The 14,141-nt window shown below is 40.9% G+C and carries 14 protein-coding genes and 1 tRNA gene; 14 read left to right on the forward strand and 1 reads right to left on the reverse strand.

Going from position 1 to position 14,141, the window contains the following annotated elements; translation table 11 throughout:
• Window positions 1-104: 104 nt before the first annotated feature.
• Window positions 105-1,154 carry an NAD(P)/FAD-dependent oxidoreductase gene (locus tag PQ477_RS08080; protein WP_144560380.1) on the forward strand — a complete coding sequence of 350 codons (1,050 nt, stop codon included), beginning with the start codon at window positions 105-107 and terminating at the stop codon, window positions 1,152-1,154.
• Window positions 1,155-1,194: 40 nt separating this feature from the next.
• Here the strand turns inward: PQ477_RS08080 and PQ477_RS08085 are convergent, their stop codons facing one another.
• On the reverse strand, window positions 1,195-1,677 hold the full coding sequence (locus PQ477_RS08085) for a hypothetical protein (protein WP_274273336.1): 483 nt from the start codon (window positions 1,675-1,677) through the stop codon (window positions 1,195-1,197).
• A gap of 102 nt (window positions 1,678-1,779) precedes the next feature.
• Here PQ477_RS08085 and yabP point away from each other — a divergent pair, with 102 nt between their 5' ends.
• From yabP to hslO, 13 genes are all read left to right on the forward strand, one after another.
• Entirely contained in the window at window positions 1,780-2,094 is a 315-nt protein-coding gene (gene yabP / locus PQ477_RS08090) for a sporulation protein YabP (protein WP_078439973.1), read from the forward strand.
• Window positions 2,094-2,651, forward strand: a complete 558-nt coding sequence (gene yabQ, locus PQ477_RS08095; RefSeq protein ID WP_035395124.1) for a spore cortex biosynthesis protein YabQ — start codon at window positions 2,094-2,096, stop codon at window positions 2,649-2,651. Before yabP ends, yabQ begins: the two co-directional genes overlap by 1 nt.
• An 11-nt stretch (window positions 2,652-2,662) precedes the next feature.
• Entirely contained in the window at window positions 2,663-3,040 is a 378-nt protein-coding gene (locus PQ477_RS08100) for a septum formation initiator family protein (protein WP_246117095.1), read from the forward strand.
• 76 nt (window positions 3,041-3,116) lie between these two features.
• Window positions 3,117-3,578 carry a S1 domain-containing RNA-binding protein gene (locus PQ477_RS08105; protein WP_035395126.1) on the forward strand — a complete coding sequence of 154 codons (462 nt, stop codon included), beginning with the start codon at window positions 3,117-3,119 and terminating at the stop codon, window positions 3,576-3,578.
• Window positions 3,579-3,718: 140 nt separating this feature from the next.
• A tRNA-Met gene (locus PQ477_RS08110) sits at window positions 3,719-3,792 on the forward strand.
• A gap of 309 nt (window positions 3,793-4,101) precedes the next feature.
• On the forward strand, window positions 4,102-6,624 hold the full coding sequence (gene spoIIE, locus PQ477_RS08115) for a stage II sporulation protein E (protein ID WP_412766062.1): 2,523 nt from the start codon (window positions 4,102-4,104) through the stop codon (window positions 6,622-6,624).
• 63 nt (window positions 6,625-6,687) lie between these two features.
• Complete coding sequence (locus PQ477_RS08120; RefSeq protein ID WP_274273338.1) at window positions 6,688-7,413, forward strand: vWA domain-containing protein; 726 nt, start codon at window positions 6,688-6,690, stop codon at window positions 7,411-7,413.
• Window positions 7,388-8,353 (forward strand): serine/threonine protein kinase PrkT, encoded by a 966-nt coding sequence (gene prkT / locus PQ477_RS08125; protein ID WP_052007982.1) that lies wholly within the window; start codon window positions 7,388-7,390, stop codon window positions 8,351-8,353. Before PQ477_RS08120 ends, prkT begins: the two co-directional genes overlap by 26 nt.
• Before the next feature lie 18 nt (window positions 8,354-8,371).
• Window positions 8,372-9,754 (forward strand): tRNA lysidine(34) synthetase TilS, encoded by a 1,383-nt coding sequence (gene tilS / locus PQ477_RS08130; protein WP_144557413.1) that lies wholly within the window; start codon window positions 8,372-8,374, stop codon window positions 9,752-9,754.
• A gap of 40 nt (window positions 9,755-9,794) precedes the next feature.
• The gene (gene hpt / locus PQ477_RS08135) at window positions 9,795-10,334 is read left to right on the forward strand and encodes a hypoxanthine phosphoribosyltransferase (protein WP_274273339.1); all 540 of its coding nucleotides are present in this window, start codon (window positions 9,795-9,797) and stop codon (window positions 10,332-10,334) included.
• A gap of 69 nt (window positions 10,335-10,403) precedes the next feature.
• On the forward strand, window positions 10,404-12,392 hold the full coding sequence (gene ftsH, locus PQ477_RS08140; protein ID WP_060705844.1) for an ATP-dependent zinc metalloprotease FtsH: 1,989 nt from the start codon (window positions 10,404-10,406) through the stop codon (window positions 12,390-12,392).
• Between the two features lie 50 nt (window positions 12,393-12,442).
• On the forward strand, window positions 12,443-13,210 hold the full coding sequence (locus PQ477_RS08145; RefSeq protein ID WP_274273340.1) for a type III pantothenate kinase: 768 nt from the start codon (window positions 12,443-12,445) through the stop codon (window positions 13,208-13,210).
• 15 nt (window positions 13,211-13,225) lie between these two features.
• Window positions 13,226-14,104, forward strand: coding sequence for an Hsp33 family molecular chaperone HslO (gene hslO / locus PQ477_RS08150; protein ID WP_035395132.1), 879 nt, complete (start codon window positions 13,226-13,228; stop codon window positions 14,102-14,104).
• Window positions 14,105-14,141 lie beyond the last annotated feature (37 nt).

Genomic DNA, 14,141 nt, shown 5'->3' on the forward strand with positions numbered 1-14,141 from the left:
TTTGACTTGAAATTCAAGCGATTGTTGCATACACTGTATTTATATATGAGAATGATTTTCATTATCCTGGCGAAATTGGAGGAAGGACCGTGCAACAAAACGAGATGTACGATCTTACAATTATTGGTGCTGGGCCTGCTGGGCTGTACAGTACGTTTTATGCGGGAATGCGAGACTTAAAAGTAAAATTAATTGAATATAATAGCGAATTGGGCGGAAAGATTCTCTTTTACCCGGAAAAAATTATTTGGGATGTAGGAGGCATGCCACCTACACCGGGGGCAACTCTTATCGATCAATTAGTTAATCAAGCAAATACATTTGATCCAACGATTTGTACAAACGAACATATTGAGAAGATGGTGCGTGAGCCTGACGGAACGTTTACACTATTTAATGATAAAGGTGATAAGCATTATAGCAAAACGGTTTTGCTGGCTTCAGGTCACGGAATTCCTGTTATGCAGAAGTTAGAGCTAGAGGGTGCAGATCGTTTTGAGGTGTCTAATCTTCATTATACGGTAACTCAAATTGAAAGTTTTCGAGATAAGCGCGTGTTAATATCAGGTGGCGGAAACGCTGCGGTGGATTGGGCAAATGAATTAGTCGGTGTAGCAAAAGAAGTCATTGTCTGCCACAGAAGGCACGATTTTGGAGGACACGAAAAAAACGTCGCTCATATGAAATCAAAAGTAGAGCTGCGAACACCGTTTCAAATTAAAGAGCTACATGGTGAGCTAGCAGCCATTGATTCAGTGACTCTCGCGCATTGTGATACTCAACTTGAGGAGCGGTTTGACATTGATGCTGTCATTGTAAACCACGGTATGAAGATGGACGGGTGTTTTCTAATGGAAGCGGGCTTAGAGTTAGAGGCAGATGGATTTGTCCGTGTTTCGCCATGCATGGAAACCAGTCAGCCTGGAATCTTTGCTGCTGGAGATGTGACAAGGCATGCAGGCAAGCTTCAGTTAATTTCAGGTGCATTTGTTGAAGGGGCTACAGCTGTGAACGGCGTTAAGCAATACCTTGATCCTGCTGCGACTAAACAAGCGTACGTTTCTTCCCATAATGAAAAGTTCAAACAACGAAACCAAGAAATTAAGATTGAACATAAGCATAAAGATAAACGAAAGAAACTAGAATTTACGTAAGATATGTAGGGCGACTCTGTCCACTACATATCTTTTTTTATTACCCTTGCTGTAACTCGGCGATGACTTGTTGAATGGAACGTGGATCTTTAGCACTCATTGAATCTCTTGTGAGACGAAAATAAGTCCGTTGACGATAGAGATAGAGAGTCGTAACCTGTTGGTTTTGAAATATCTTACGGACTGCTTGTAGCTCATTTTGTTCACCTGTTAATGGCTGTAGCTGGAAGTCAGGTACAATGAGGGCGCTCATATAGCGCAAAAAAGATAGAAGCGTAGTATGGACACGATAGGAAAAAATCGTGTTCTCGTTCATTATGAGAACCGCTTGATTAGGCCAGCTGCTTTTTTGTAAAGCGGCGTATAGAAGAGCGGCGTCGTCGGATTCAGTCAAATAAGAAGACGTACACAAAACAAGGTTAGCACCAGTACATTTGACGTCGTTGAACGTATGGATGTGCTGGATCTGTGGCGACATCAAGTTCTGTTCATCCATCGTCTCTGTGAGCAAATAGACGGTCATTTGTCATTCTCCTTCTTGTCGGAATAAATAGCTTGTTCTACCATACTTAAGCACTGCATAAGTATCAAGTAAAGAACTGTTTTTTCGAGGAGCGTGCATAGTATGGATCAAACAAACTACGAGTTTGGAGCACCAATGGGAAGGGAAAGAAAAAACAATGACCACGATATTACGATTAAAGGTCGCAAACAATTAGATATTACAGGTGTGAAGCAAGTAGATAGTTTTGATAATGAAGAGTTTTTATTGGAAACGGTCATGGGGTACTTATCAATTAAAGGTCAAAATTTGCATATGAAAAATTTGAATGTCGAGCAAGGGAATGTGTCAATAGAAGGAAAGATTTACGACCTTATTTATGTAGACCAGAATCAGCAAGGGAAATCAAAAGGATTATTTGGAAAGCTATTTAAATAATGACACTAACTGTGCAGTTTCTATCAATGTTATCAATGGCCGCGATGGGCGTATGGCTCGGAGCGGCTTTAGATACCTATCATCGGTTTATTGGTAAGAAACATTCCTTCGACATTCAAACAGCAGTAGCAGATTTTTGTTTTTGGACGGTACAGGCTCTACTCGTTTTCTATATCCTTTATCAGGTTAATTTTGGAGAAGTTCGCATTTTTGTATTCATTGCTTTGATGCTAGGGTTTGCTGCATATCAAGCAATGTTTAAACATGTATACAACAAAATTCTTACCGGGATCATCTTTTTCTTCAAAAAACTTTTCGCTTTCTTAGTGTATGTTATAAAGACGCTATTGTTTAATCCTGTAAAATGGTTATTGCACATTTGTAGGCGTTTCGCTATGATGATAGTACTTACATTGTGGAGTCTTATCTTCTATTTGTTATGGAAACCACTTTATTTTGTCCTGTCTCTTCTAGGCGTTGTCAAAGTTGCCAAGAAAGGACAGCCTATCTTTGGAAAAATAAAGGGTTTCTGCGACCGTTTAATGAAGAAGAAGTAGGGGTGAGTAGTGTGGCGTCTAAACGAGCAACAATCAGAGAAATTGATACAAAGTATATGGAACAACGGCAGCAGGAGTTAGATCGACAATCAAAGCGACGTAAAGGGTTATACAGACGCTTAACATTTATGGGCGTCGTGTTTGGGGTTCTAATGATTGTATGCGGTATTACCTTGTTTAAACAATCGGCTCAAATTAGCGAGAAAAAGGCAGAGGTTGAGAGTTTGCAAACCGAGCAAGCAACGTTATTGGAAGAACGAGATTTCTTAAAGCAAGAGATTGAAAACTATCAAGACGTAGAGTATATTATGGAAATTGCAAGAAGAGATTATTTCCTTACATTGCCTGGTGAGCAAAGAATTAACGTAACGAAGCAAAACAGCGATTGACACGTTTTTTTGCTGTCGAGTATAATGTTTTCAAGTATGGAATTTACCTAAAATTTTAAGGAGGATGTACGTTTTCATGTCCATAGAAGCAGGCAGCAAGCTGCAAGGCAAGGTTACTGGTATTACACACTTTGGTGCATTCGTTGAATTACCAGAAGGAAAAACAGGACTTGTGCACATTAGTGAGGTTGCGGATCACTATGTTAAAGATATTAATGAACTATTAAAAGTCGGCGATGAGGTTACCGTTAAAGTCGTCAATGTAGAAAATGATGGCAAAATCGGACTCTCTATCCGCAAGGCTATTGACAAACCAGTAGAAGAAAAGAGACCGCCTCGTCCGTCTCGCCCTTCTCATTCTGATTCACCGCGTCCGAATCGTCAGTCAGGTGGTTTCCGAGGTGGAAGTAAACCGCGTGTCACACCATCTTTTGAAGATAAGATGAGCCGTTTCTTAAAAGATAGTGAGGAACGCCTAACAACGATTAAACGTCAAACAGAATCAAAACGTGGCGGCAGAGGTGCGAAACGAGGTTAGCATGCAGCTTGTGTAACGTATCGTCCGTTATATAGAACGAATGGTTAAGAGAAAGAGTGAAAAGATCACTCTTTTTTCTTTTAATTCCTATTGACTTCAATAAAAAAAAGAAGTATATTAATAAGCGTCGTGAAAAACATGGCGGTGTAGCTCAGCTGGCTAGAGCGTACGGTTCATACCCGTGAGGTCGGGGGTTCGATCCCCTCCGCCGCTATCAAAGAAAAAAGATGACTCTCATAAAGAGGGTCATCTTTTTTATGTTATAGCTAGTGTGATGGATGATGGTAGAACCCATTTTTCTATTCTTAAACGTACTTTTGTCCGTCATTTGTTGGCAAAGGTAGTGTAAACTAGCAAGAATATGCTAGTCACCTTCTTAAAATTCTTACTTTTTGTGATTTTTTTTTGCTAGTTAAGCCGAAGAAGGTCGAAAGTCTTTTTTAACGCGTTACGTAATTCTGACAAATTCTGTTCTTTACAGTTGGTATAGTGACACTACGATATCTAAATAGGTGGTGGCGCAATCGTGAAAACAGAGAAGTCAAACGGAACGCTTTTAGCTACAGGTGCTTTTGAAAGAATAAATCATGTACAAGCCCGGTTACAAGTAAGTGGACAAGCTTTGAAAAACATGAGCAAAACACTTTTCTTTGAATGGGGTTTATTAATCGCTCTTGTTGGTTTTCTTCTAGGAAGAGCGATGATCTTAGCTGAGCTTACACCGTTTATCTTGCCATTTTTGGCTTCGGTCTTTTTACTGCGACGAAATCATGCTCTGATAGCTAGTATAGCGTTACTAGCGGGTACAGTATTTAGTTATCATGGAGAAATCTTCTTTGCTTTAATAGGAATGGCAATCTTTCTTTTATTATATAGAGGTGCCAAAACATTTTTGGATCAACCAGGAAAAGCCCTACCTTACTTAGTCTTTGGGGCGAGTATACTGACTCGACTTGGTTTAGTATTTGTCACAACTGGAACGATTAGTCAGTATGCCTTAATGATGGCAACCGTTGAGGCAGGCTTAAGCTTTATTTTGACAATGATCTTCGTACAGAGCATTCCGCTTATTACGGGAAAACGGGGCGGACAAGCTTTGCGAAACGAGGAGATTATCTGTCTTATTATTTTGCTTGCTTCCGTCATGACGGGGACGATAGGGTGGGCATTAAATGATGTTGTCATGCAGCATAGTCTTGCTCGCTACTTAGTGCTAATCTTCGCATTTGTAGGCGGTGCGGCGATTGGGTCTACCGTAGGTGTTGTAACGGGATTAATTTTGAGTTTGGCTAGTGTGGCGAGCTTGTATCAAATGAGTTTGCTTGCATTTGCTGGTTTATTAGGTGGTTTACTAAAAGAAGGAAACCGTATCGGTGTTGCCTTTGGGCTACTAGTTGGTACCTTATTAATAGGACTGTATGGGGATGGAGGCGGCAGTATTTTCGCTACTGTAGCCGAAACAGGTATTGCCATTGCGCTATTTCTACTGACCCCAAGAAGTTGGCTTCGATCAATAGCAAAGTATATACCTGGTACTGTTGAACACGCTCAAGAACAACAGCAGTACTTACGAAAAGTTCGAGATGCAACAGCAGGACGAGTCGAGCGCTTCTCTTCGCTTTTCCAAACGCTATCGAACAGCTTTAAAGTCCAGCAAAAAAGTGATGAAGAACAACATTCAAACGATGTGGATGTGTTGCTTAGTCACGTCACGGAAAAAACATGCCAAACGTGTATGATGAAGGAAAAATGTTGGGTTCAAAATTTTAATCAAACGTACGATTCAATGGCGAAGATGGTTGAACATATTGAAGTGAATGGGACAATGAATGATCCGAAATTGCAACGTCAGTGGAGAAGCCATTGTCGCAAGCCTGATCAAGTTATTGCAGCGATTCATATGGAGACAAATCAATATCGAGCTAATAAAGAATTAAAACGGCAAGTTCAGGAAAGCCAGCGCTTAGTAGCAGATCAATTATTAGGGGTATCTAGAGTGATGGGGGATTTCGCTAAAGAAATTCAAAAAGAAAAGCAGCCTCATTTAATTCAAGAAGAATATATGGTCGATGCATTGCGTGGTGCGGGAATTGATGTTGGTCATATCGACATTTATAGTATTGAAAGTGGGCGAATTGAAATTGAAATGAGCGTTCAATGTGATCATGATAATGGCGAGGCTGAAAAAATTATTGCACCGATGCTGTCAGACTTAGTAAAGGAGACCATCATATTAAAACGGGAGGAACCGCGTTTTTACGCAAATGGCTACAGTCATCTATCATTTGGTTCCGCTCAAGCATTTGTTATGGAATCAGGTGTAGCAAAAGTTGCAAAAGGAGGCGAATGGTTATCCGGGGACAATTATTCGATGATTGAGCTCAATAGCGATAAATATGCCATTGCTATTAGTGATGGGATGGGGAATGGTGAGAAAGCGTACTTAGAGAGTAGTGAAACGTTGGCACTTTTGCAAAAGGTACTTCAATCGGGTATAGAAGAAACCGTAGCGATTAAGTCAGTGAACTCCATTTTGTCTCTGCGCAATACAGAGGAAATGTTCTCGACATTAGATCTGGCGATGATTGATATGAACGATGCACACGCTAAATTTCTGAAAATTGGATCGACACCGAGTTTCATAAAGCGTGGAAACCGAGTATCAAAAGTGGAAGCTGGTAACTTACCGATGGGGATTATTCCCGAATTTGAAGTGGAAGTCGTGCAAGAGCAACTGCGAGATGGCGATTTACTTATTATGTGTAGCGATGGTGTGCTAGAAGCGAAGCGGTCTGTTGAGAACCGAGAACAGTGGATGAAGCGAATTATTTCTGAGATCGCAACAGACGATCCGCAAGAAGTTGCCGATATTATTTTGGAGCGGGTTATTCGCTCAGAGGATGGAAACATTATAGAAGATGACATGACGATTGTCGTCACACAAATAAAGCTACACAAGCCGAAGTGGACTTCCATTCCTATTCATCCTAAAGTTCAGAAGCAAAAGAAAGGCAGAGCGTTCTTTAAGCAAGCAACTGGAACGTAAGCGTATAAAAGCGTACCTTCATGGCGATGCTTGTAAGACTAAAAGCTAGCTGGAGGGAATGCAATGAAAGGGACTTTAAAGCAAATCTTACTGATAACAGATGGCTATTCAAATGATGGAGAAGATCCAATCGCGATTGCTCGACTAGCACAGGAGTTCGGAATCGCCGTCAACGTCATCGGTATTATGGGTGATCAAAAAGAAAATGCGCATGGATTAAACGAAGTAGAAGCGATTGCTGATGCTGGTGGCGGTGTAAGTGAGATTGTATATGCAAGACAATTATCGCAAACGGTTCAAGTGGTGACGCAGAAAGCGATGACGCAAACTTTACATGGCGTTATTAACCAAGAGTTAAAGCAAATCTTAGGTAAAGGAGAAGAAATGGATTCACTTCCCCCTGAAAAAAGAGGCGAGGTAATGGAGGTCGTAGACGAAATTAGTGAAACGGCTCATTTAGAAGTCTGTATTCTCATTGATACGAGTGCTAGTATGGCGAATAAACTTACTAAAGTTCAAGAAGCATTGGAAGATCTTTCAATTGGTTTACACTCTAGAACCGGGGATACGTCTTTCGCTGTTTATACATTTCCTGGACGAAAATATCCAATCGAAAAAGTAATGGATTTTTCGCCGACGTTAAACCGTTTAACGAAATTGCTAAGCAAGTTATCTTCAGGTGGGATGACGCCGACTGGTCCGGCATTAAAAGCGGCTCTTTCCGTTATGAAAGAAAGCGGCTCAAGAAGGAGAGTCATTGGACATGAAGACGACCAACTCTTCGGCTAAGCAAAAGCTGCTTACTCCTGGAACTGTTGTTACTGGAAAATGGAACCGACAGCATTATTCGATTGTGCGCAAGTTAGGTGAAGGGATAACAGGGGCAGTTTATCTTGCTCACTCAACCGAGCGGAAAGTGGCAATAAAGTTTGGCAATGATCAAATGTCCATTGCTCAAGAAGTCAATGTACTCAAAGAATTAAGTAAGGTTCAAGATACTTGTCTTGGGCCTTATTTATATGAAGTAGACGATTATGTAGAAGCAGGAAGCAAGTCAATCGTCCCTTTTTATGTGATGGAATATATTCAAGGGGTCGATTTTTTACGCTTTATGGAAGGGAAGGGCAGTGAATGGCTCTCTGTTGTTGTTTTACAGCTGCTTGATCAACTTCAAGGTCTACATGATCGCGGTTGGATATTTGGTGATATAAAACCAGAAAATATTATCGTCACAAAAAATGCGACAAGCGTTCGTTTGTTAGATGTAGGTGGTACAACAAAAAAAGATCGGGCCATTAAAGAGTACACAGAATTATATGATCGAGGGTACTGGCTCGGTGAAAGCCGGAAGGCAGAAGTAAGTTATGATCTTTTTTCTGTTGCCATTTTAATGATTCACTGTGCTTATCCCCAACAATTAAGAAAACAGCCTGGGAAGCCGCTTGCACAGTTAAAGAAAATGATTGAATCGTCGGAGCAATTAAAGCCGTTTAAGAAAAGTATGATTGGGGCACTTCATGGACACTATATACAAGCAGGTGATATGAAACAGGATTTATTGCGAACTCAATACCAAACGGAACCCTCATCTACACTTGATCGTCACTCTAATACAAGAATGTCACGAGCCAAAAAGCAGAAAAAAAGGCATGGGTATACAGAGTTATTTCTACTCATGACTTTTGTTGGTCTATTAATTACACTATACTTAGTGTTACAGATGTTGTAGGTAGGGCGTGATTGAACAGTGGAGCAAGAAGTGCAGCGTTTTATGACAGACAATCAATTGGTGGAAAAAGGGAATACGGTACTTGTAGCTGTCTCCGGCGGTGCCGATTCAATGGCTCTATTATCGTTGCTTGCTGACATGAGAGCGGAATGGTCGCTGACGATTTATGTTGTCCATGTAAATCATCAGTTGCGTGGAGAAGAGTCGGAGAAAGATTGCATGTTTGTGCAGAATTGGTGTCGAAAAAGGGGCGTTCATTTTCAAGATTACCGCGTCGATGTGAATGCACAAAAACAGACAGAAAAAGTGGGTACACAAGCTGCAGCTCATACGTTACGCTATCAGGCGTTTTCGACAGAAATGAATCGTGTGAGCGCCGATGTTTTAGCAACAGCCCATCATGGAGATGATAGTACGGAATCTGTTCTAATGAAGTTAAACCGAGGCACAACTCCTTATCTAAGATTAGGAATCGCCGCTAAAAGAGACTTTGAACAAGGGAGCCTCATTAGACCACTTCTTTGTGTAACAAAAGAAGCTATTCTTAAGTATTGTAACGAGAAAGAAATTCTCTATCGAGACGATTCAAGCAATGAGTCTGAAGGCTATACAAGAAACCGATTCCGGAAATACGTTGTCCCTGAATTAAAAAAGGAAAATCCGTTAAATCACATACATATTAGACGTTTTGAAGAGTGGCAACATGACGATAATAAAGTACTAATGGAGCTTGCAGAGGATCAATTAGCCAAAATAGTCATGGTAAAAGAGAAGGATACAGTCATAATTGATAAAGATCGCTATCTTAAACTAGCGATTCCTTTACAAAGAAGGGTGATTCATCTAATATTAAATTGTCTGTATAACAAAGGGATAGTCCGTGACTTCTCTTCATACATAGAGCAAATTGAGCTTTTCCTGCAAAGCCATTCGAACTTCGCATCAATTGACTTACGCAATGGATTAAAAGTTTACCGAGAAAACAATTGCTACAGGTTTACGCAAGAGGTTTATGTGGAATCAGATAATTACTGTTTAGAACTAAATGTGCCAGGGATGATCTCGACGCCGTTAGGAATGGTTGGTACGGAACTTCTTCCAACTATTGGTGAAGAGACAGTTGAATGTATGTATATCCCAGTATCGAGTTTTTCGTCTCCTTTATTTATAAGGAATCGACGACCGGGGGACCGTTTCAATCCAAAAGGTTTGAACGGTTCAAAGAAAGTAAATCGTGTTTTCATTGACCGAAAAATTGATTTACCCCGTAGGCATGACTGGCCATTACTGGTTGATTCGGCAGGTAACATACTGTGGATTCTTTTACTACATAAGGCTGAATTGCCTAAACAACAAGCATTTGACCACTATGTACGAATCGCGTTTGTAGGGAACACTTAAAAAAAGCAAATGGTATATAACAGGAGGTACAAGACGGTTGATGAAGAACGACATGAAAGAGATTTTACTAACCGAAGAACAGATCCAGAAGAAAATTAAAGAATTAGGGCATACTATTACGGAAGAGTATAAAGACCACTTTCCTTTGTTCGTAGGTGTCTTAAAAGGTGCGCTTCCATTTATGGCTGATTTAGTTAAAGCTGTCGATACACACCTTGAAATGGATTTTATGGATGTTTCAAGTTATGGCAAAAGTATGGTTTCCTCAGGTGAAGTGAAAATCGTCAAAGATCTAGATACAAAAGTAGAAGGTCGAGATGTCCTCATTGTAGAAGATATTATTGATAGTGGTTTAACGTTAAGCTATTTAATTGAGCTTTTTAAATACCGCAAAGCAAAGTCTGTAAAAGTGGTTACCCTTCTTGATAAGCCTGAAGGAAGAAAAGTTGATTTAGTGCCGGATTTAACCGGGTTTATTGTACCAGACGAATTTGTTGTTGGGTATGGATTAGACTTCGCAGAACGCTACCGAAATTTACCGTACGTAGGCATCTTAAAGCCAGAAGTTTATGAAGGCTAATTATTGGTGTCCACGAACGTGTTATGGTAAGATAGGTGCAGTTTTGTTGGATGTGGGAGGAGGTAAAGGATGAAAGGACGTACGTTGCGTACTGTCTTAATTTTAGTTCTTGTCATGGTCGTTGTAATTGCTGCAGTGAATGCTGTGACAAGTGATCAATCTGAGACAACTCAAGTACGATACGATGAATTTATTGAAAGACTTGAGCAAGGCGAGGTTGAAAGCATAAACGTTCAACCAGAGCGTGGTGTTCTTATTGTAACAGGACGTTTCACAGATCAAAATGAAGATGAAAACTTCTCTACATCTGTTTTTAACTCTGAGGTTACGACTGGTTTCTTAGCAGAGATTGATAACGTTGAGATCTCTATCGAACCAGAAGAAGAGCAGAGCAACTGGTTTACAACTATATTATTTATTGCCCCATTCTTACTTATCGTCTTAATTATTATCTTTATGATGAGTTCGGCTCAAGGTGGTGGCGGCGGTGGTGGAAACCGCGTCATGAACTTTGGTAAGAGCAAAGCGAAGATGGTTAGTGATGAGAAGAAAAAAGCGAAATTTAAAGACGTTGCTGGTGCAGACGAAGAAAAGCAAGAGCTTGTTGAAGTGGTTGAATTCTTAAAAGACCCAAGACGGTTCTCGGCGATTGGCGCACGTATTCCTAAAGGTGTCCTCTTAGTAGGTCCTCCAGGTACGGGTAAAACATTGTTAGCTCGCGCTGTTGCAGGTGAAGCTGGTGTTCCTTTCTTCTCTATCAGTGGTTCTGACTTCGTTGAAATGTTTGTCGGTGTCGGTGCATCTCGTGTGCGTGACCTTTTTGAAAATGCGAAGAAAAACTCTCCTTGTATTATCTTTATTGATGAGATTGATGCAGTTGGACGCCAACGTGGAGCAGGTCTTGGTGGCGGTCACGATGAACGTGAACAAACGCTGAACCAATTGCTTGTTGAAATGGATGGTTTTAGTGCAAATGAGGGTATTATCATTATTGCTGCGACAAACCGTGCAGATATTCTCGATCCAGCGTTATTACGTCCAGGTCGTTTTGACAGACAAATTCAAGTTAATGCTCCTGACGTAAAAGGGCGTGAAGAAGTTCTTCATGTACATGCACGTAACAAGCCTTTACGCGAAGACGTTAAGCTTGATTTAATTGCTGTACGAACGCCAGGTTTCTCAGGTGCTGATTTAGAAAATCTTTTAAATGAAGCGGCACTCGTCGCTGCAAGAGATAATAAAAAAGAAATTGGTATGGAACATATTGAAGAAGCTATTGACCGTGTCATTGCTGGTCCTGCTAAGAAAAGCCGTGTGATATCCGCGAAGGAGAAAAACATTGTTGCTTGGCATGAAGCAGGTCATACTGTCGTAGGTGTGAAGCTAGAAAGTGCTGACACTGTTCATAAAGTAACAATTGTTCCACGAGGTATGGCAGGCGGGTATGCGATGATGCTTCCAAAAGAAGATCGCTACTTTATGACCAAACCTGAACTACTTGACAAGATTGTCGGACTTCTTGGTGGACGTGTAGCTGAGGAAGTGCAATTTGGAGAAGTATCTACTGGAGCTCATAATGACTTCCAACGTGCAACTGCTATTGCGAGAAAGATGGTAACAGAGTACGGCATGAGCGATAAGCTCGGACCAATGCAATTTGGTTCAACTTCTGGTGGTCAAGTTTTCTTAGGGAGAGATATCCAAAACGAGCAAAACTATTCAGATGCAATTGCCCATGAGATTGATTTAGAAGTACAGCGTATTATTAAGGACTCTTATGAGCGCTGTAAACAAATTCTTATTGAAAATAAAGATAGTCTAGACCTTGTGGCGCAAAAACTAATTGAATTAGAAACGCTAGATGCGGAACAAATTCAGTCTCTTATTAACGAAGGGAAGCTTCCTGAAAATCATCATGCAAATCGAAAAGATGATGACGTGAAAGTGAACATTCAATCAAAAGATGAGTCAGAGGATTTAAAAGGTGCTTATGAAGAGACGACGAATATGGAAGAAAATCGTCCTGCTTCCGAGGATCTGAACGATCGAAAAGAATAACACCTAAAGAGAGTGCATCTGCACTCTCTTTTTGTTCAGGGGGAGACTAAATGATTTTAACGATTGATATTGGAAACTCATCCATTGTAACAGGAATCTTCCGGGAAAATGAGCTTGAAACCCTTTTTCGAATGGCAAAGGCGACAGAAAAAACAAGCGACGAATACGGTATGCTTCTATATAGCTTTTTTCAACATCAGGACTATTCTCTTTCAGATGTGGAAGGCGTTATTCTTTCATCGGTTGTGCCAAGTATGATGCATCGTTTTAAGCGAATGTGCAGAGACTATTTTAACGTTGAGCCAGTTATTATTGGTCCAGGTGTGAAGACAGGCCTTAATATTCTTTACGAAGACCCTAAAGAAGTAGGGTCGGATCGAATTGCGAACGCTGTTGCCGCTCTATCAATGTATCAAGCTCCTTGTATCGTGGTTGATATTGGGACGGCAACAACCTTTTGTTACATTGATGAAAAGCGCCGCTATCGTGGTGGAGTGATAGCGCCAGGTCCCGCACTGTCAGTTGATGCCTTGTCTGAAAATGCTTCTAGGCTTCCACGTGTCGAATTGCAAAAGCCGGAAAGGATTATTAATAAGACAACCCTTAGCTCCATTCATAGTGGTACATATTACGGGTATTTATGCTTAATTGATGGTATGATTGAACGCATGAAAAAAGAGGTGTCACAACCTCACGCCGTTGTGATTGCAACTGGAGGTCTTGTCCATTTGTATGCAGAAGATTCGACGCAGATTCAATACGTGGATCAAAATCTAACACATAAAGGTCTGAAGCAAATATATGATCGAAATAAGTAAGAAGGAGTGTAGGCAATGAATGATTATTTAGTAAGAGCAACAGCATATAACGGAGAAGTAAGAGCAATTGCTTTAACAGCAACCGATATGGTGTCTGAAGCATGTAGAAGGCAAGGAACATGGCCAACGGCATCAGCTGCTCTTGGTCGTGCGATGATGGGCGGTACAATGATGGCTTCTATGCTAAAGGGTGAGGCGAAATTAACGGTTCGAATCGAAGGAAACGGTCCAATTGGGCAAGTTATTGTTGATAGCCATGCAGATGGATCAACAAGAGGAACGGTAACAAACCCTCACGTCAGTCCTGATTTAAACAGCCACGGTAAATTGGATGTAGCCCGTGTTGTTGGAACGGACGGAACGCTGTCTGTTGTGAAAGATTTAGGAATGAAAGAGCCTTTTACAGGTAGTGTCCCGCTTGTATCTGGGGAAATTGGCGATGATTTCACCTATTACTTCGCTAATTCCGAACAAACGCCATCCTCTGTTGGCGTCGGTGTTCTTGTTAACCCTGATGAAACCATTCTTGCAGCTGGTGGATTCGTCATTCAAATGATGCCAGGAGCGCAAGAAAGTACAATTATTGATATTGAACAACGTTTATCCAATGTCCCTGCTGTTTCGAAGCTTGTTGAAAAGGGTTTATCACCAGAAGAGATTCTTTATACGCTCTTAGGTGAAAGCAATGTAAAGTTACTAGAAACCAAACCTGTACAGTTTCAATGTTCATGTTCAAAAGAAAGAATCGCCAATGCCATTATTAGCTTAGGTCAAGCGGAAATCGACGCGATGATTAAAGAAGATCAAGGAGCCGAGACGACGTGTAATTTTTGTAACGAGACGTATACATTTACAGAAGATGAGCTTGTGTCGCTGCTCGATAATGCAAAATAAAAAAGGTTGGAGCGTTAGCGTTCCAGCCTTTTTGGTT

The sequence above is a fragment of the Shouchella hunanensis genome (genome assembly GCF_028735875.1).
Classification (GTDB): Bacteria; Bacillota; Bacilli; order Bacillales; family Bacillaceae_D; genus Shouchella; species Shouchella hunanensis.